This window comes from Nonomuraea endophytica (assembly GCF_014203235.1).
Classification (GTDB): domain Bacteria; phylum Actinomycetota; class Actinomycetes; order Streptosporangiales; family Streptosporangiaceae; genus Nonomuraea; species Nonomuraea endophytica.
This window is the reverse complement of the sequence record NZ_JACHIN010000004.1, coordinates 342,464-360,039: the sequence shown is the minus strand read 5'-3', so window position 1 is coordinate 360,039 and position 17,576 is coordinate 342,464. Positions and strand designations below refer to the sequence as shown.

General features: G+C 71.9%; 15 protein-coding genes. 11 read left to right on the top strand and 4 right to left on the bottom strand.

Features of this window, described 5'->3' with window-relative positions; genetic code table 11:
* Nucleotides 1-250: 250 nt before the first annotated feature.
* On the bottom strand, nucleotides 251-1,276 hold the full coding sequence (locus HNR40_RS17265; protein ID WP_184962358.1) for a zinc-dependent alcohol dehydrogenase family protein: 1,026 nt from the start codon (nucleotides 1,274-1,276) through the stop codon (nucleotides 251-253).
* A 1-nt stretch (nucleotide 1,277) separates the two neighbouring features.
* Nucleotides 1,278-2,108: a helix-turn-helix transcriptional regulator gene (locus HNR40_RS17260; protein WP_221340481.1), complete on the bottom strand. Its 831-nt coding sequence runs from the start codon at nucleotides 2,106-2,108 to the stop codon at nucleotides 1,278-1,280.
* A 103-nt stretch (nucleotides 2,109-2,211) separates the two neighbouring features.
* Here HNR40_RS17260 and HNR40_RS17255 point away from each other — a divergent pair, with 103 nt between their 5' ends.
* The 3 genes from HNR40_RS17255 to HNR40_RS17245 all read left to right on the top strand — a co-directional run bounded on the left by HNR40_RS17255 (nucleotide 2,212) and on the right by HNR40_RS17245 (nucleotide 5,446).
* Nucleotides 2,212-2,919, top strand: coding sequence for an SDR family oxidoreductase (locus HNR40_RS17255; RefSeq protein WP_184962353.1), 708 nt, complete (start codon nucleotides 2,212-2,214; stop codon nucleotides 2,917-2,919).
* A gap of 34 nt (nucleotides 2,920-2,953) precedes the next feature.
* Nucleotides 2,954-4,342, top strand: a complete 1,389-nt coding sequence (locus HNR40_RS17250) for a glutamate-cysteine ligase family protein (protein WP_184962351.1) — start codon at nucleotides 2,954-2,956, stop codon at nucleotides 4,340-4,342.
* Nucleotides 4,343-4,405: 63 nt separating this feature from the next.
* Nucleotides 4,406-5,446 (top strand): hypothetical protein, encoded by a 1,041-nt coding sequence (locus HNR40_RS17245; protein ID WP_184962349.1) that lies wholly within the window; start codon nucleotides 4,406-4,408, stop codon nucleotides 5,444-5,446.
* Here the strand turns inward: HNR40_RS17245 and HNR40_RS17240 are convergent.
* Nucleotides 5,436-6,152, bottom strand: a complete 717-nt coding sequence (locus HNR40_RS17240) for a PaaX family transcriptional regulator C-terminal domain-containing protein (RefSeq protein ID WP_184962347.1) — start codon at nucleotides 6,150-6,152, stop codon at nucleotides 5,436-5,438. The genes HNR40_RS17245 and HNR40_RS17240 overlap by 11 nt on opposite strands.
* Before the next feature lie 30 nt (nucleotides 6,153-6,182).
* Here HNR40_RS17240 and HNR40_RS54625 point away from each other — a divergent pair, with 30 nt between their 5' ends.
* The 4 genes from HNR40_RS54625 (at nucleotide 6,183) to ligD (ending at nucleotide 10,672) form a co-directional block, all read left to right on the top strand.
* Nucleotides 6,183-7,823: an acyl-CoA dehydrogenase family protein gene (locus HNR40_RS54625; protein ID WP_184962345.1), complete on the top strand. Its 1,641-nt coding sequence runs from the start codon at nucleotides 6,183-6,185 to the stop codon at nucleotides 7,821-7,823.
* Nucleotides 7,820-8,647, top strand: coding sequence for a crotonase/enoyl-CoA hydratase family protein (locus tag HNR40_RS17230; protein WP_184962343.1), 828 nt, complete (start codon nucleotides 7,820-7,822; stop codon nucleotides 8,645-8,647). The genes HNR40_RS54625 and HNR40_RS17230 overlap by 4 nt, the downstream gene beginning before the upstream one ends.
* Nucleotides 8,644-9,387 carry a crotonase/enoyl-CoA hydratase family protein gene (locus HNR40_RS17225; RefSeq protein ID WP_184962341.1) on the top strand — a complete coding sequence of 248 codons (744 nt, stop codon included), beginning with the start codon at nucleotides 8,644-8,646 and terminating at the stop codon, nucleotides 9,385-9,387. Before HNR40_RS17230 ends, HNR40_RS17225 begins: the two co-directional genes overlap by 4 nt.
* 82 nt (nucleotides 9,388-9,469) lie before the next feature.
* Entirely contained in the window at nucleotides 9,470-10,672 is a 1,203-nt protein-coding gene (gene ligD, locus HNR40_RS17220) for a non-homologous end-joining DNA ligase (RefSeq protein WP_184962339.1), read from the top strand.
* On the opposite strand, the gene HNR40_RS17215 is transcribed toward ligD, so the two are convergent.
* The gene (locus HNR40_RS17215; protein ID WP_184962337.1) at nucleotides 10,624-12,930 is read right to left on the bottom strand and encodes a beta-galactosidase; all 2,307 of its coding nucleotides are present in this window, start codon (nucleotides 12,928-12,930) and stop codon (nucleotides 10,624-10,626) included. The two genes, ligD and HNR40_RS17215, sit on opposite strands and share 49 nt — an antisense overlap.
* 120 nt (nucleotides 12,931-13,050) lie before the next feature.
* Between HNR40_RS17215 and HNR40_RS17210 the strand changes: the two genes are divergently transcribed.
* From HNR40_RS17210 to HNR40_RS17195, 4 genes are read left to right on the top strand one after another with little or no spacing between them, the layout of a single operon-like run.
* On the top strand, nucleotides 13,051-14,058 hold the full coding sequence (locus HNR40_RS17210; RefSeq protein ID WP_221340479.1) for a LacI family DNA-binding transcriptional regulator: 1,008 nt from the start codon (nucleotides 13,051-13,053) through the stop codon (nucleotides 14,056-14,058).
* Complete coding sequence (locus tag HNR40_RS17205) at nucleotides 14,045-15,703, top strand: ABC transporter substrate-binding protein (protein WP_221340478.1); 1,659 nt, start codon at nucleotides 14,045-14,047, stop codon at nucleotides 15,701-15,703. The genes HNR40_RS17210 and HNR40_RS17205 overlap by 14 nt, the downstream gene beginning before the upstream one ends.
* Complete coding sequence (locus HNR40_RS17200; protein WP_184962333.1) at nucleotides 15,700-16,695, top strand: ABC transporter permease; 996 nt, start codon at nucleotides 15,700-15,702, stop codon at nucleotides 16,693-16,695. Before HNR40_RS17205 ends, HNR40_RS17200 begins: the two co-directional genes overlap by 4 nt.
* A complete protein-coding gene (locus tag HNR40_RS17195; RefSeq protein WP_184962331.1) occupies nucleotides 16,692-17,576 on the top strand; it encodes an ABC transporter permease in 885 nt (294 codons plus the stop codon). Before HNR40_RS17200 ends, HNR40_RS17195 begins: the two co-directional genes overlap by 4 nt.

Below are 17,576 nucleotides of genomic sequence, written 5' to 3'. Positions count from 1 at the left end.
TTCCGGTACGGCCCGCCGGGTGAGCCGAGCCATCAGGGCGGAAGATCCCGCAGGACGGACAGAACCCGGGCATTTCGGGCCCCGCGCTGACAGGGGCCGAAACGCGGAGTGGAGGCGTGCCGGGTTGCGCGTCCTGCACGGGAGAGAGGCCGCAGGTGTCGAGGTCCGGGGTGGAGGTGTGCCGGATTCCGGGTGCCACGGGCGGGGGTGTGGGGGCCGCGGGTGGCAAGGCGTGAGGCGGGTCGGGCGGTCAGGGGACGATCATCGTGACGCCGGGCACCGAGCCGATGGCGGCCAGCGCCTTGCCCGCGTCGGCCAGGCCGATGGTGCGGGTGACGAGCTGGTCGGGGTGCAGGATGCCGGCCCTGATCAGCTCCAGCATCCTCGGGTAGGCGTGCGCGGCCATGCCGTGGCTGCCGAGCAGCGACAGCTCGTGCGCGATCACGCGGCCCATCGGGATCGGCGTCGCCGCGCCGGGCAGCAGCCCGACCTGCACGTGCCGGCCCCGGCGGCGCAGCGACTCGACGGAGGCCGCGCAGGTGGCCGGGCTGCCGAGGGCGTCGAGTGAGACGTGCGCGCCACCCCTGGTCAGCTCCCTGACCTGGGCGGCGGCGTCACCGGCCGAGGCGTTGACGAAATGGGTGGCGCCGGCCCGCTCGGCCAGGTGGAGGGCGTCGGTGCTGATGTCCACGGCCACGACGCGGGCGCCCGCGGCGGTGGCGATCATGATCGCGGACAGGCCCACGCCGCCGCAGCCGTGCACGGCCACCCACTCGCCGGGTCGTACGTCGCCGACCTCGGTGATGGCCCGGAACGAGGTGGCGAAGCGGCAGCCGAGACCGGCGGCCGTGGTGAAGTCCATGTCCTCGGGGACCGCGATGAGGTTGACGTCGGCGTGGTCGATGGCGACGTACTCGGCGAAGGAGCCCCAGTGGGTGAATCCGGGCTGGGTCTGCCGTTCGCACACCTGCTGGTCTCCGGAGGCGCAGGCCGTACACGATCCGCAGGCGCAGATGAACGGGACGGTCACCCGCGCGCCCTCGGACCAGTCGCGCACCAGGGAGCCGGTGGCGACGACCACGCCCGCCAGCTCGTGCCCGGGTATGTGCGGGAACGCGGTGATGTCGGGGTCGTGTCCCTGCCAGCCGTGCCAGTCGCTGCGGCACAGGCCTGTCGCCTCGACCCTGATCACCGCCCCGTAGGGCGTGGGCGTGGGGTCGGGGAGCTCGCGCAGGTCCAGCTCGCCGCCGAAGATGTCAAAGGCTACCGCTCGCATCTCATGAGCTTAGGGTCACCTGCCGCAACCTGCGCAAGGCCTGGTGAGAGGGGGAGCCGGGTTCGGTGGTGTAGATGACCAGGCGCAGGTCGTCGCGGTCGGGCACTGGGAGCACCTGGCAGATCGCGTCGATGGTTCCGACGGCGCTGTGGTGGATGCATTTTCGTTGCTCCCTGCGCACCGCCACCTCGTGCTCGTCCCACAGGGCGGCGAAGTGCGGGCTGCAGGCCAGCATCTCCGCCACCAGGGCCTGGATCTCGGGGTCGCCGGGGTAGCGGCCGGCGGCCCAGCGCAGGTCGGCGACGGACGCGCGGGCGAAGCGGCCCTTCTCCTCGTCGCTGAGGTGCTCGGCCAGTTCGGGGGAGCGGAAGACCCAGCGGATGACGTTGAGGTCGTCGCGCGGGTGGGAGTCGAGGTCGCCCATGAGGGCGCTGGCCATCGGGTTCCAGGCGAGGATGTCGTACTTGGCGTCGAGGACGTAGGCGGGGACCTCCTCCAGGAACGCGATGAGGTGCAGGGTGCCCTCGGGCACGTCGCCGCGCCGCCTGGTCGCCTCCAGCGGCTGCCCGGCCAGGTGGAACAGGTGGGCGCGTTCGTCGGTGTTGAGCATGAGCGCCCTGGCCAGCGCGTTGAGCACCTGGCGCGAGGGGTGCGGGCCGCGGGCCTGCTCCAGCCGGATGTAGTAGTCGATCGACATGCCGGCGAGCTGGGCGACCTCCTGACGGCGCAGCCCGGGGGTACGGCGGCGCCCGCCCTCGGGCAGGCCGGCCTCGCGCGGGGCGAGACGGGCGCGTCTGCTGCGCAGGAACCCGGCCAGTTCTTCGCGGTTCATGTCCTTCATCCTCCGTCATCGGCCGCGAGCCAGGGTGGTACCACCGATCCCAGTTTCGGGAGGTCTCTCCCGCCCGCGCCGCGCCGGCGGAAACCTCGACGGCATGACGACAGCTCTCATCACAGGCGCGAACAAGGGAATCGGCTTCGAGATCGCCAGGCTGCTCGGCGAGCGCGGCGTCACCGCCGTCGTCGGGGCGCGCGACGAGGAGCGCGGGCGGGCCGCCGCCGGGCGGATCGGCCAGCCGTACGTGCGGCTCGACGTGACCGACGAGGCGAGCGTGCAGGCCGCGGCGAAGTGGCTGGAGGAGGAGTACGGCACGCTGGACATCCTGGTCAACAACGCCGGCATCGTCGTGGCGCAGGACGACCCGCGCCCGAGCGCCACCGGGGCCGCGGTGCTCAGGCAGGTCTACGAGACGAACGTGCTCGGCGTGGTCACGGTCACCAACGCCATGCTGCCGCTGCTGCGCCGCGCGCCCGCCGGCAGGATCGTGAACATGTCGAGCGAGCTCGGCTCGCTGTCCAGGGCCATCGACCCGGACGACCCGCTCTACCCGCACAACTACATGGCCTACAACTCCTCCAAGTCCGCGCTCAACATGGTGACGATCGCCTACGCCAAGGAGCTCATGGACACCTCGATCAAGGTCAACGCCGCCAACCCCGGCTACTGCGCCACCGATCTCAACGGCCACACCGGCTTCCGCACCGCCGAGCAGGGCGCCGCCATCGCGCTGCGCCTGGCGACGCTGGCCGGCGACGGGCCGAGCGGCGGCTACTTCGAGGACGACGGTCCGGTGCCCTGGTAGGTGTGGACGCCCGCCCCCAGGACAGAAGGGAGGGATGGGACGAGACTTGGACAAGGAGCGGTTCTCCGAGGCGGAGTACGCCCGGTTCGGAGAGCGGCTGGAAGAGCAGCTCGGCACGTTGCGCGCGCTGCTCGATAGGCCCGGCTTCGGCCAGGGCCCGACGACGCTCGGCGCCGAGCTGGAGCTCTTCCTCATCGACGAGAAGGGCCTGCCGCTGCCGCGCAACCAGGAGGTACGCGCCGCGCTCGACGACCCGCGCGTGGTGCTGGAGCTGGGCAGGTACAACCTGGAGATCAACCTGACTCCGGTGCCGCTGGCGGGCCGGCCGTTCGAGGCGATGGGCGCCGAGGTCCAGGAGACGTTGCTGAAGGTGGACGGCGCGGTCGAGGGCGGCGGAGCCCTGCCGATCGGCATCCTGCCGACGCTCGGCACCGGCGACTTCACCCGGCAGGCGATCAGCGACGAGAACCGCTATCGGGCGCTGAGCAGGGGCATCAGGCGGCTGCGGGTGGAGCCGTTCCTGGTCGTCATCGACGACCTGGAGCTGCAGGTGGAGGACGTCATCCTGGAGGCGGCCAACACCTCCTGGCAGGTGCACCTGCGCACGCCGCCCGAGCGGTTCGCCCGGTTGTTCAACGGCGCGCAGCTGGCCACCGGGCCGGTGCTGGCCGCCTGCGGGAACTCGCCGTTGTTTCTGGGCCGGACGTTGTGGGAGGAGACGCGCATCGCGCTCATGGAGGAGGCGGCCGACGACCGGGACGTGGAACGCCGGTTCCGAAGGGACGGCCGGGTCACGTTCGGCTCGGACTGGGTGCACGAGGGGGCGTATGAGCTGTTCGAGCGGTACGTCCGCGACTACGACCCCGTCATGCCGGATATGTCATCCGATGGTGAGCTGGCCGAGCTCCGGCTTCACCAGGGCACCGTCTGGCAGTGGAACCGGCCCGTCTACGACCCCGGCGACGGCGGCCACCTGCGGGTCGAGATGCGCGCCCTGCCCGCCGGGCCGAGCTGCGCGGACATGGCCGCCAACACCGCGTTCCTGGTCGGGCTCACGCTGGCCTGCGCCGAGCACGACCTGACCGGCTACCGCTTCGCCGAGGCGTACCAGAACTTCTACCGGGCCGCGCAGAACGGCCTGGACGCGCGGCTGTCCTGGCCGGGCCGCGAGGGCGAGCTGCCCGCCGCCGACCTGGTGCTCGCCCTGCTGCCCGAGGCCAGGGCCGCCCTGCTCGGGGCGGGCGTCGCGGCCGACGACGCCGACCGGGCGCTCGGGGTGATCGAGCAGCGGGTACGGCTGCGCCGTACCGGATCGGTGTGGCAGCGCGAGGCGCTGGAGCGCTACGACGGAGACGTCGAGCGGCTGGTGCTGCGCTACCGCGAGCTGGCACTGTCCGGGCTGCCGGTTCACTTGTGGCGCTGAACGCAACTTCTGGCCCGCCCCATTCGTCAAACTGAGACAAAGGAGACGACAAGCGAGGGGTACATGGCTACCACGGGAATGGTCCCGGCAGACGCGGCGCCCTTCGCGCTGCGGCAGGCGCCCGGCGAGCTGGCCGAGGGCGCGGCCAAGCTGGCCGGCGAGATCGGCAGCACCGGCGTCCAGGCGCTGCTCGCCCAGGCCAACCGGACGGCCGTGCGCAAGGGCGCGGCGGGGGCGCTGGGCACGATGAGCCCGAAGCCGCACGAGTGGTACGCCTTCGACGCCAAGGACCAGGAGACCGTCGACTGGTATCCGCAGGGGCTGACCGGCGGCGAGGACTCCGGCGAGGTGGGCGTGCCGGTGTTCGCGGTCAGCTGGTACTTCAAGCCGAAGGCGCCGGTGCCGGAGCGGGGCATCCGGGTGACGTTCCTCAGCCCGTCCACGCTCAAGTACCAGCACGTGCTGCTGGTCGAGGCGAAGCCGGACGGCTCGTACGGGCCGATCGACATCCACGCGGGCGGCATCGCCTGGTACGGCGACCTGCTCTACGTGGCCGACACCACGCGCGGCCTGCGCGTCTTCGACGTCAACAACCTGCTGGACCTGCGCACCGCGCAGAAGGACCTGGGCGACGACAAGCGCCTGGGCCGCCACGGCGGCAGGTTCCACGCCTACGGCTACCGCTACGTCCTCCCGCAGAGCGACTTCTGGCGGCTGGCGACGCCCAGCGGCGCGGTCTTCTCGTTCGCGGCGATCGACCGCAGCGCCGGCCCCGACCTGCTGATCACCGGCGAGTACGACGTGGACGGGCCCACCGGCCGGGCGGTCCGCTACGAGCTGGCCGGGAACAAGATCGGCCCGGCCCGCGACTGCTTCCAGATGGGCGCCGCCAAGATCCAGGGCGCGGTCTCCCAGGGCGGCACCTGGTACCTCAGCCAGGCCTTCGACGCCGACAGGAACGGCAGGCTCCTGGTCACCAACGGCGCCAAGCTGAGCGCCCGGCCCTTCCCGATCGGTCCCGAGGACCTGACCGTGCAGGGCGGCAGGCTCTGGAGCGTCACCGAGTTCAAGAACCGGCGCGTGGTCTTCGGGGTCAGTCTCTGAGGTGTTTCATCAGCACCTCGCGGTAGGAGCGGTCGAAGGCGTCGTAGCGTTCGCGCAGCTCGGCGCCCGGCCAGCCGGCGGGCAGCAGCGCCGGTGGCAGCAGCGGGTCCTTCAGCAGGTGGCGCAGGACGGCGGCGGAGACGATGAAGCCCTCGGCCAGCCCGTCGGCCCGCTCCAGCTCCCGCTCCAGCGCGCGCGCCTCGGCCGCCCAGCCGTCGAGATCCCACAGGAGGGGAGTGGGATCCCGGCGGGGGCGGCCGTCGACGAGCGTGCACTGGGCGGTGACGCTCTCCGGCCAGTCCCTGATGAGGTTGGCGGGGCGCATCCAGGTGCCCTCGCGCAGCTCGGCCAGGCGTAGCGCGCCCATCGTGTGGCGGAAGGCGGCCCGGTCGGCGGGGGCGCGCCGCTCGGCGGTCACCAGCGCGATCTCCCAGTCCCCGTCCCACGGCCTGGTGTGCGGGTCGCGGCTCTCGTCCTGCCTGCCCTGCCGTTCGAGCAGGCGTTCCGACAGGGTGTAGCGGCCGTCCTGCTGGACCAGGTCGCCGGCGGCGACCATCCGGGACAGGGCCACCCGGACGGTGCCCTCGGCGATGCCGAACAGTTCGCCGATGCGCACGAGGTGGCGGGCGGCCAGCCGGGGCGGGTGGCTGCCGAGCAGCGCGCTGAGGACGGCGGACCGGGCACTGAGACTATTACGCTCTTCCATCGCGTGTTGAGTATATGTAACACTCCGAGCATGGGCCGCTATCTCAACGAACCGTTCGACAACAGTGACCGCTACGCGACCGAGCGCTACCAGGGCGCCGCCGGGCGCGACTGGTGGGCCATCGACCCCACGCTGCAGTTGCTCATGCGCCACCACCTCGGCGACGGTTACGCGTGGGCGGAGCCGTACCTGCGCAGGCTGGGCGTCGTCACGGGCGGCGTCGTGGCCGAGTGCGCGGAGGAGACCGACCGCAACCCGCCGCGGCTGGAGAAGTACGACAAGTGGGGACGCGACGTCAGCCAGGTCGTCATGCCGCCCTCCTTCCACACCGCCCGCGCGGCGATGATGGCCGACAACTTCCTCGCGCCCGCCTTCGTGAAGGAGGCTCTCGACCACGGCGCCAACCCGGCCGCGCTCGGCGCCGCGTGGACCTACCTGCTCAACCAGGCCGACATCGGGATGGGCTGCGCGCTCGGCACCGGCGGCGACATGGTGGTGCAACTCGCCGAGAAGCACGCGCCCGCGGACGTGCGTGACCGGGTGCGCGAGATCTTCGCCAACGGCTTCTACTCCGGCGAGGCCGCGCAGATGTTCACCGAGCGCACCGGCGGCTCCGACCTGGCCGCGCTGGAGACCACCGCCGTCCCCGACGGCGAGGCGTGGCGGCTGGACGGCTTCAAGTGGTTCGCCTCCAACGCCAACGGCTCCGCCTTCGTCGTGCTGGCCCGGCTGCCGTCGGAGGAGGTCAAGCCGTTCCTCGTGCTGTGGGAGCGGCGCGACGGCGCGCGCAACGGCGTGCGCATCCGCCGGCTCAAGGACAAGCTCGGCACCCGCTCGGTCGCCTCGGCCGAGGTCGAGTTCACCGGCGCCGAGGCGTTCCTGCTGTCCGGCTCGGGCTCCGGCTCCGGCCTCGGCACGATGATGAAGCTCACCAACGCCTCCCGGCTCGGCGTGTCCATGATGGGCGTCGGCGTGGCCCGCCGCGCGCTGGTCGAGGCCATCTGCTACGCCCGCGCCCGCGAGGCGTTCGGCAAGCCGCTCATCGCCCAGCCGCTCATGCGCCGCAAGCTCGCCGAGCTGATCGTCGAGGTCGAGGCGGCCCAGGCCATGGTCTTCGACGGCCTGGTCAACCGGCTGCGGCTAGGGCCCGCCGTGATCAAGCTGCGCACCGCCAGGCTCGGCGTCACCGCCGCCAGCGACGCCATCGAGGTGCACGGCGGCAACGGCTACATCGAACAGTGGCCCGTCGCCCGCCTGCTGCGCGACGCCCAGGTCAACCCCATCTGGGAGGGCGGCGACAACATCCTCTGCCTGGATGTACGGCGCGCCATGCTCAATGAGCAGGCCCACCTGCCCTTCCTCGACCGCCTGCGCGGCGCCGCCACGTCACCCCTCACCCAGGAGCGCGTCGAGGACCTGGCCAAGGCCATCGAGGCCTGGCACGGCGCCCCCGACGAGGCCAGGCTCTACCCGCTGGCCCAGTTCATGGCCGACGTCTACGCCGCCGCGCTGCTGGAGGAGCAGGCCACGTGGGGCATCGACGACGAGCGCAAGGCACTGGTGGCCCGCCTCTACGCCGAGGCGCACCTGGCCGAGCGCGGCCCGCTGCGCGGCCTGGACGCCCCCTACGCCGACCACCTCGACGCGTTGCTGGCAGGGGCCATCGCGTGATCCGCACGGAGACCGCCGCCGGCGTCCGCTCGATCATCCTCAACCGCCCGAAGGAGTACAACACGATCACCCCCGGCCTGCGGGACGCGCTGGCCGGGGCGGTCGACGAGGCGGACGCCGACCCGGACGTGCGCGTCATGCTGCTGCGCGCCGACGGCCCGGCCTTCTGCGCCGGCTACGGTCTCGACTGGTCCACCGAGGCGCAGGCCGCCGAGGGCGACTGGGACTCGGCCAAGGACTTCCGGCTGATGAAGTCGTTCGTGGACGTCTACATGAAGCTCTGGTACGCCGCCAAGCCGACCGTGGCCGCGGTCAACGGATGGTGCCTGGCCGGAGGCACCGACCTGGTGTTGTGCGCCGACGTCATCGTGGCGGGCGAGGGGGCGAGCTTCGGCTATCCGCCCGCCCGGGTCTGGGGCACGCCCACCACCGCCATGTGGGTCTACCGGATGGGCTTCGAGCAGGCCAAGCGCTATCTGCTCACCGGCGACGAGATCCCCGCCCGGCGGGCCGCCGAGATCGGCATGATCGCCGAGGTGGTGCCGGACGAGCGGCTCCAGGAACACGCGATGGCGCTGGCGTCCCGGATGGCCTTGCTTCCCGGCAACCAGCTGGAGATGCTCAAGCTGCTGTGCAACCAGACCGCCGAGAACATGGGGTTCGGCGCGAGCCGTACCCTGGGCACGTTCCTCGACGGGGTGGCGCGCCACACGCGCGAGGGCCGCGACTTCGTGGCCAGGGCCGCCGACGTGGGATTCCGGCAGGCGGTGCGTGAGCGCGACGACCCGTTCGGCGACTACGGATCACGGAGGCGAGAGCCATGAGCGTCCGAGTGGAGCGCGCGGGACCGGTGACCACGGTCGTGCTGTCGCGGCCGGAGGCGCGCAACGCGGTCGACAGGAAGACCGCCGACGCGCTGGTGTCGGCGTTCACCGAGTTCGAGGAGTCCGACGCGGCCGTCGCCGTGCTGTGGGGCGAGGGCGGCACGTTCTGCGCCGGCGCCGACCTCAAGGTGCTCGACAACCACGTCGGCGAGGAGGGCGAGGGCCCGATGGGGCCGACCAGGATGCGCCTGTCGAAACCGGTGATCGCCGCCGTCGCCGGGCACGCCGTCGCGGGCGGGCTGGAGCTGGCCCTCTGGTGCGACCTGCGGGTGGCCGAGCGCGACGCGGTCTTCGGGGTGTTCTGCCGCCGCTGGGGCGTGCCGCTCATCGACGGCGGCACGGTACGGCTGCCGCGCCTGATCGGCCTGTCGCGGGCCATGGACCTGATCCTCACCGGCCGCCCCGTCGAGGCCGCCGAGGCCCTGGACATGGGCCTGGCCAACCGCGTCGTCCCCACCGGCGCCGCGCGGCAGGCGGCCGAGAAGCTGGCCGCCACCCTGGCCGCGTTCCCGCAGACGTGCCTGCGCGGCGACCGGCTCTCCGCCCTGGAGCAGGACGGCCTGCCCGAGCGCGAGGCCATGGTCAACGAGCTGCGCCACGGCATGATCTCGCTTGAGGACGGGCTGGCCGGGGCGGCCAGGTTCGCCTCGGGGGAGGGCCGGCACGGCCGCTTCTCCTAGCCGACCAGCCGACGTCGGCCAGGGGCGGGGCCACTCGGAAGGGGTCCCGGGCTTTGTCGGAGTGAGCACGTATCTTGAGTCCATGGACGTGGCTGGGCGAGAGGTTCGCATCACCAACCCCGACAAGGTCGTCTTCCCGGAGGCCGGATACACCAAGCTCGATCTGATCACCTATTACCAGGCCGTGGCCGGCGGGGCGTTGCGCGGCGTCGCCGGACGGCCGATGATCCTCAAGCGGTTCGTGCACGGCATCCAGGAGGAGGCGTTCTTCCAGAAGCGGGCGCCCGCCAAGCGGCCGGACTGGATCGAGGTGGCCGAGCTCAAATACCGCTCCGGGCTGAGCGCGGCCGAGGTCGTGGTCAGCGACCTGGCCCAGCTCGTGTGGGTGCTCAACCTGGGCTGCGTCGACCTCAACCCGCATCCGGTGCGGTCGGGGGACCTGGCCCACCCCGACGAGCTGCGCATCGACCTCGACCCGATCCCCGGCGTGCCCTTCCGCGACGTGCTGTCCACCGCGCAGGTGGCGCGGGAGGTGCTGGAGGAGCACGGGCTGACCGCCTGGCCCAAGACGTCCGGGTCGCGGGGTTTCCATGTCTACGCCAGGATCGAGCCGCGCTGGCCGTACGCGCAGGTGCGCAAGGCGGCCGAGGCCGTCGCCCGCGAGGTCGAGCGGCGCGCTCCCGACCTGGCCACCGCCCGCTGGTGGAAGGAGGAGCGCGAGGGCGTCTTCGTCGACTTCAACCAGAACGCCTACGACCGCACCGTCGCCTCCGCCTACTCGGTGCGCGCGGTCCGCGATGCCCGCGTGTCCACGCCGCTGACCTGGGACGAGGTGCCCGGCTGCCGGCCGGAGGCGTTCACGATCGAGACCGTGCCGAAGCGCTACTCCGAGATCGGCGACCCGTGGGAGGACATGGATCTGCACGCCGGCACGCTCGACGGGCTGCTGGAGCTGGCTGAGTCGCTGGGGCCCGCGCCCAAGGCGCCCAAGGGGGAGGGGCGGCGGCAGCAGACGATGCCGCTCATCGAGATCGCGCGGGCGCAGCACAAGGACGAGGCCGTGGCCGGGCTGGAGCGCTGGAAGGAGCGCCACCCCGGCGTGGCCGCCCTGCTGGAGCCCGCTGACGTGCTGGTCGACGGGATGCGCGGGCGCAGCAGCGTGTGGTATCGGATCCGGGTCAACCTGCAGCACGTGCCGGAGGAGCAGCGGCCGCCGCAGGAGGAGCTGGAGGTCGACTACGACCCGTTCGAGGGCGTCGAGTGGCCGGGGGCCGGGCGCTCCTGATCCAGCCGGACCGTCCGTCCCCGTGCGGCGGGGTCGTCGGGCCAGGTGAGCAGGCGCTCCCCGACCTGGGCCGCGTCGCCCGTGCCGCGCCGGCGCAGCAGGCCGGGACCGGCCAGTTCGCAGGTCGACCAGGCCAGCTCGCCGACGCCCTCGGGGAGCATCAGGCCCGAGCGGGCGGGCAGGTCGATCCCGCGCCCGCCGAACAGCGGCCGGCCGTCCCTGCTGAGCACGAGTGACTGGTCCACCGGGCTGACGTTCAGCAGGTGCACCAGGCGTTGCCCGCCCGGGCCCGCGGTGGAGGTCACCACGATGCCCGGGACCGGCGCGTCGTGGGTGTGCCGGGGCCGGGCGCCGAGCAGGGCGAGCAGGCCGGTCCAGAAGTCCAGGTGGCACGGGTAGTCGCAGGTCAGCACGATCGCCTGGCCGGACCCGGCGCGCACACGCACGCCGACCGGGGCGCCCGAGACCGCCTCGCGGACCAGGACCTCCGCCTCCGGCGCGCTCAGGTGCTGCAACACGCCGACGCGGACCTCGGCGCGGCCCTCCGCGCGGACCGAGGGGAAGAACTCGGCCGTGCCCTCCACCGGCGTCCCGGCCGACAGGCCCAGCGCCTCGGCCAGGATCGTGCAGGGCGCGCCGTCGGTGTCGCGTCCCGGCAGCATGCCGGCCAGCAGCAGCCGCCCGCCGTCCAGCACGTACGCGGCCAGCCGCCGCTGGACCGGCGCCGCGAGCGTGGTGGCGCTGCCCAGCACCAGCACCCGCCCTGGGCCGAAATCCTCCTGGAGATCGACGGCGGGGAAGGAGAACCCGGCCAGCAGCAGCGCCCTGGCCAGGACGTCCCTGGAGCCCATCCCGCGAAAGCGCTCCAGGTCGGCCACGACCGCCCGCCGCTCGGCGTCGCCCGGGTAGGCGTACTCGGTCAGGTAGTGGTCGGGCACGAAGCCCAGCGCCACGTCGTCGTGCTCCTCGTCCATGTCGGCCAGCAGCTCCGCCGCCCCGCGCACCGCCGACAGCACCGACCGGATCGCCGCGAACGCCGGGCCGGTGCGCCCCTCCGGGTCCACGGGCGCGGCGAAGCCGTGGCGCTCGCCGGTGAACGCGACGCGGTCGTTGCCGTCGCCCGCGGGCAGGTCGAGCGGCGGGTTCACCCCGCCGGCGAACAGGTAGTAGTTGATCAGCCGGTTCCCCTGAGCCACGCACAGCCGGGTCTTCAGCTCCAGCGCCGACGGCGGCACCATCAGCGCCAGGTCCTCGCCGTAGTCGCCGGTGCCCGCCTCGAACTCCAGCGAGGTGAGCGGCTGGTCGGCGTCGTGGACGGCGGCCATGAACGCGTTGCCGACGTACAGGTCGGCGACGTTGCCCACGGTGAGGTCGCCCAGGTAGTGGTCGGAGCCCGAGGTCAGCTGCGGCTGACCTCGGTAGGCGCGGTAGAGCTGGCTGATGCCGATCGGGTAGGTCCGGCCGCGCCCGCCGCCGGTCCCGTGGATGTTGACCAGGTACGGCACGCCGCGCACCCCGTAGGCCTCGGCCCGTTCGCGCAGGAAGGCGAAGTAGCGGGCGTACCGGTCACGGTTGTAGTCGCCCAGCGCGTGGTGGAAGGCGAGCGAGCCGGGGCCGGACGGACCGCGCGGCGACAGGCCGCCGAACGCGCCGCCGCTCCACGCGGCGAAGTCGGCCAGCACGCCGTCGGTCAGGTCGGGGGAGTTGCTCACCCACGACAACATCCCGACCTCGTTGTCGAGCTGCACCGCCGCCACCGGCCCGCCGTTCGGCGCCAGCCGTTCGGCCAGGACCGGCATGATCGCCGCGTACCAGGCGTCCACCTCCTCCAGGAACGCGGGCGCGAGGTAGTCGATGGTCCTGGTCGGGGCCGGTGCGCCGTCCCAGGTCACCGGGTGCACGTGCGGGTGCCGCTCGTAGACGCGGTAGGGGATGCCCTCGTTCTTGAGCTCGGCCATCACGAACGGCCCCGGACGGGCGATCACCGCCAGCCCGCGCCCGGCCGCCAGGTCCAGGAACCCGGTCAGGTCCCGGTGCCCGCCGGTCTTGCCGGTCAGGTCGACGGACCCGTCGGGCAGCTCGTGCACCAGCCACGGCATGTACGTCGCCACCGCCGTGCAGCCCGCCTCCACCAGTCGGTCGAGCCGGTCGCCCCAGTCGCGGACGGCCAGCCGGAAGTAGTGCACCTCCCCGCTCATGACCAGCGAAGGCACGCCGTCGATCAGGATCCTGCGCCGGCCGAGACGGATGTCGCGCATGCGGACGGGTCCTCTCTGTGGGGGTCTTGCCGTGGTGAGGTTCCTCACATATGGTCGCTGAAAGCGGTTACAGCAACACGTTACGGCGGAGGCGGGCATATGGGCAACAGACGCCCGACAGTGCGAGAAATCGCCAAGATCGCCCAGGTCTCCGTCGCCACCGTCTCCCGCGTTTCGCGGGGAACGGGCCAGGTCAGCCCCGAGATGCGCGAGCGCGTGCTGCGCGTCATCGAGGAATACGGTTACCGCCCCAGCCAGATGGGACGCGCCCTGGCCGAGCAGAAACACGGCTCGGTGGCGATGGTCTTCCCGGGGCTGGCGGGGCCGTACTTCTCCGAGCTCATCCAGGGCTTCGAGTCGGAGGCGATGGCGGTCGGGGCCTCGGTGCACATCCTGGCCACCCACCACCGCGCCGGCGCCGGCGAGCAGGTGCTCACCATGGCCGAGCGGGTGGACGGCATGGCCGTACACGGCGGCACGCTCAGTGACGACGCGCTCCGGCGGGTCGCCGAGCGGGTCCCGGTCGTGACGCTGGCCGGGCGCTCCATGGACGGCGTGCCGGCCGTTCGCGCCGACAACACCACGATCGGCGAGCTGACCAGGCACCTGCTGCTCGACCACGGTTATCGGCGGCTGGCGTTCGTCGGCAACCCCGACGGCTCGCCCGACGTGACCGAACGCTGGGAGGCGTTCAAGGCCGCCCACCGCGCGGCCAAGGTGAGCGCGCCGCGCGAGCCGCTGCGGCTCGGGCTGCAGCAGTCCGACGGCGTCATCGCCGCCGGTGAGCTGCTCGAAGGCCGCCGCCGCCCGCGCGCGGTGGTCTGCGCCAACGACGAGACCGCGCTCGGCCTGCTCATCGGCGCGCTCGGCCGAGGCCTGTCGGTGCCCGCCGACGTGGCGATCACCGGCTTCGACGACGTGCCCATGGCCTCGCTCGTGCAGCCGCGCCTGACCACGGTCCGCCAGCCCATCAGGGAACTGGGCGCGACCACCGCCCGGCTGCTCATCTCCGGACTCGGCGGCCCGGGCGCCGTCATGGACGCGGTCCTCGCCACCGAACCGGTGCTGCGCGAGAGCTGCGGCTGCACCACCACCAGAAGGAGTGAAAGCAAAGGTGAGAGGACGTAAGCGGATCCTCATCGCGTCGTTAGTGACGGCACTGGCCGTGGCCGGATGCACCGGCACGGAAGGCATGTCCGCCCCACAGGACACCGCCCAGGGCATGATCGGCTACCTGGACTACGGCGACTTCGGCGGCGGCACCGAGCCGCAGGCCAACTACAACCCCTACCTGCCCGCCACCCAGCTGGGCGCCACCGGATACCTCTTCGAGAAGCTCGTCGAGTACGACCACTTCTCCTGCACCCCGAAGCCCTGGCTGGCCGCCGCGTACTCCTGGACCGACCCCAAGACCCTCGTCCTGCAGGTACGGCAGGGCGTGAAGTGGACCGACGGCACCCCGCTGACCGCCAAGGACGTGGCCTACAGCTACTCCCTGATCAAGAAATATCCGGCCTTCGACAACGAGGGCGTGTGGCGCTATCTGTCCTCCGTCGAGGCCACCGACGCCGCGACCGTCACCATGCGCTTCAAGGACGCCGGCGCCTCCGCCTTCACCCTCGCGGTCAACGTCCTCATCGTGCCCGAGCACATCTGGTCGAAGGTCCCCGACCCGGCGACGTTCGTCAACGCCGACAACCCCGTGGGCACCGGCCCGTTCACCGTGAAGGCCTTCAACCGCCAGCAGCTCACCATCCAGCGCAACCCGAACTACTGGCAGGCCGACAAGATCAAGGTCCAGGAGATCCGCTTCCACAAGGCCGACGGCGGCGGCCCGATCGACCAGCTCAAGATGAGCCGCGGCGAGTACGACCACAACGCGATGTTCATCCCCGACGTGGACAAGGCCTACGTGGCCCGCGACCCCAAGGTCAACCACTACTGGTACCCGCCGGGCGGCACGATCAGCGTCTACCTCAACCTCACCAAGAAGCCCTTCGACGACCTGGCCTTCCGCAAGGCGCTCACCGGCGCGTTCGACCACAAGCAGATCATCGACAAGTCGCAGAACGGCTACGTCACCCAGGCCAGCCAGAGCGGCCTCATCGTCCCCGGCCACGACAAGTGGCTGCCTCCCGGCCTGACCGGCAAGGGCGTGATCCCCTACGACGCGGCCAAGGCCGACGCCGCCCTGACCGCCGCCGGCTACGCCAAGGACGCCGACGGGACCCGGCTCGGCAAGGACGGCAAGCCGCTGTCGTTCACGTTCAAGGTGCCGGGCGAGTGGACCGACTGGCTGGCCGCCGGCCAGATCATCGTCAAGAACCTCAAGGCGCTCGGCTTCGACGTGGACCTGGAGACCCCGGACTTCCCGACCTACGAGAGCGATCGGGCGATCGGCAGCTACGACGCGCTGCTCGGCGTGCACGGCGGCTCGTGCAACATGTTCAGGAACTTCGCCGAGCCGCTCGCCGGCGACCAGAGCGCGCCCATCGGCAAGAAGGCGGCCTCGAACTTCGTGCGCTGGAAGGACGCCGAGACCGACCGGCTGCTCGGCGAACTGCGCGTGGCCACCGACGAGGCCACCCAGAAGAAGGCCGTCGCGGGCCTGGCCACGATCATGATGGAGCAGGTGCCGGTCATCCCGCTGTGGTACGGGGCCAAGTGGTTCCAGTATCAGACCGACAAGGCCGTGGGCTGGCCCGACGCGAAGAACCCGTACGCGGCCCCCAGCGACAACCTGCTCATCATCACGAACCTGAAGCCGGCATGAGGTACTTCCTGCGGCGGGCCGGCTTCTTCGCGGCCACCCTCTGGGCCGCCGTCACGCTCAACTTCCTCATCCCCCGGCTGCAGCCGGGGGACCCGGCCGAGGCCATCGTCGCCCGGCTCAGCGGGCGCAGCCAGGCGATCGACCCCGCCCAGGTCGCCGCGGTGCGCACGATGCTCGGCGCCCCCGACGGCACTCTGCTCACGCAGTACGTCAACTACCTGGGCGCGGTGCTGCGGGGCGAGTTCGGGGTCTCTTACACCTACTTCCCCTACCCGGTCACGCACATGATCGGGCAGGCGCTGTGGTGGACGGTGATCCTGGTCGGGGTCACGCACGTGCTCTCGTTCGCCGTGGGCACCCTGCTCGGCGCGTGGGCGGCCCACCGCCGCAACACCCGCGCCGACTCGGTGATCACGCTGGGCTCCACGTTCGTCGGCACGCTGCCGTTCTTCTGGCTGGCGCTCATGCTCATCTACCTCTTCGCGATCACGCTCAACTGGTTCCCCGCCCGCGGCGGCTACGGGCCCGGCTCCAACCCCGGCTGGAGCTGGATCTTCTTCTCCGACGCCTTCCAGCACAGCGTGCTGCCCGCGCTGGCGCTGCTCATCGTCGGCCCGATCGGCTGGATCATCGGCATGCGCAACAACATGGTCCAGACGCTCGGCGAGGACTACGCCCGCCTGGCCCGCGCCAAGGGCCTGCCCCAGCGCAGGATCGCGCTCACCTACGGCGCCCGCATCGCCATCCTGCCCAACGTGACCGGCTTCGCCATGGCGCTGGGCGGCATCCTCGGCGGCACCGTGCTGGTCGAGTCGATCTTCAACTATCCGGGCCTCGGCCGGATGATGCTCGACTCGGTCACCAACCGCGACTACCCGCTCATGCAGGCCCTGTTCCTGTTCATCACGATCGGCGTCCTGCTCGCCAACTTCCTGGCCGACATGCTCTACGGCGTGCTGGACCCGCGCGTGCGCAGGGAGGTGGCCGCATGACGGCGGAACTGGCCGCCACCGAGGCCCGGCGAGCCACCCGGCTGCCCGGCTGGCTCGTCATCCTGTGGCGCAACCGCAAGTGCCGGATCGGGCTGGTCATGCTGGCCGGGTTCGTCCTCGTCGGGCTGCTCGCGCCGGGGCTGGCGCCGTACGAGCCGCGCGACGACTCCTTCGACGGCTCGCTGCCGCCCGGCGCCGGGCACTGGCTCGGCACCACCGCGCGCGGCGAGGACGTGCTCTCCCAGCTCATCTACGGCGCCCGGATCTCCCTGGTGGTCGGGCTGGCCGCCGGGGCGCTGTCCACGGTGATCGCACTGGTCGTCGGGCTGACCTCCGGCTATCTCGGCGGGCTGGTCGACGAGATCCTCTCCTTCTTCACCAACCTGGCGCTGGTCGTGCCCGTCCTGCCGCTGATGATCACCCTCGCCGCGTACTCGCCGGTCAAGGGCCTGTGGCTGATCGTCGCGGTCATCAGCGTCACGGGCTGGGCGTACGGCGCGCGGATCAAACGGGCGCAGATCATCTCCCTGCGCACCCGCGACTACGTGACGGCCGCCAAGTTCGCCGGGGACTCCACCGCCCGGATCATCATGAAGGAGATCATGCCGAACATGACCTCGCTCGTCGTGGTCGGCTTCATGGGCGCCTGCCTCGGCGCGATCGGCGGCGAGGCCGGGCTCGCGTTTCTCGGGCTCGGCGACCCGGCCAGCGTGAGCTGGGGCGCGATGCTCAACCAGGCCAACAACGGCGGCGCGATGCTCACCGGCCAGTGGGCCTGGCTGGTGGCGCCCGGCCTGGCCTTCGCCGGGCTGATGATCGCGCTCACGCTGGTCAACTTCGGCGTGGACGCGCTGAGCAACCCGCACCTGAGGGAGGACTGA

Excerpts from the sequence above, each read along its gene's own strand:
- HNR40_RS17265 (WP_184962358.1), bottom strand. The coding sequence starts at position 1,276 with ATGCGAGCGGTAGCCTTTGACATCTTCGGCGGCGAGCTGGACCTGCGC.
- HNR40_RS17260 (WP_221340481.1), bottom strand. The coding sequence starts at position 2,108 with ATGAACCGCGAAGAACTGGCCGGGTTCCTGCGCAGCAGACGCGCCCGT.
- HNR40_RS17255 (WP_184962353.1), top strand. The coding sequence starts at position 2,212 with ATGACGACAGCTCTCATCACAGGCGCGAACAAGGGAATCGGCTTCGAG.
- HNR40_RS17250 (WP_184962351.1), top strand. The coding sequence starts at position 2,954 with ATGGGACGAGACTTGGACAAGGAGCGGTTCTCCGAGGCGGAGTACGCC.
- HNR40_RS17245 (WP_184962349.1), top strand. The coding sequence starts at position 4,406 with ATGGCTACCACGGGAATGGTCCCGGCAGACGCGGCGCCCTTCGCGCTG.
- HNR40_RS17240 (WP_184962347.1), bottom strand. The coding sequence starts at position 6,152 with ATGGAAGAGCGTAATAGTCTCAGTGCCCGGTCCGCCGTCCTCAGCGCG.
- HNR40_RS54625 (WP_184962345.1), top strand. The coding sequence starts at position 6,183 with ATGGGCCGCTATCTCAACGAACCGTTCGACAACAGTGACCGCTACGCG.
- HNR40_RS17225 (WP_184962341.1), top strand. The coding sequence starts at position 8,644 with ATGAGCGTCCGAGTGGAGCGCGCGGGACCGGTGACCACGGTCGTGCTG.
- ligD (WP_184962339.1), top strand. The coding sequence starts at position 9,470 with ATGGACGTGGCTGGGCGAGAGGTTCGCATCACCAACCCCGACAAGGTC.
- HNR40_RS17215 (WP_184962337.1), bottom strand. The coding sequence starts at position 12,930 with ATGCGCGACATCCGTCTCGGCCGGCGCAGGATCCTGATCGACGGCGTG.
- HNR40_RS17200 (WP_184962333.1), top strand. The coding sequence starts at position 15,700 with ATGAGGTACTTCCTGCGGCGGGCCGGCTTCTTCGCGGCCACCCTCTGG.
- HNR40_RS17195 (WP_184962331.1), top strand. The coding sequence starts at position 16,692 with ATGACGGCGGAACTGGCCGCCACCGAGGCCCGGCGAGCCACCCGGCTG.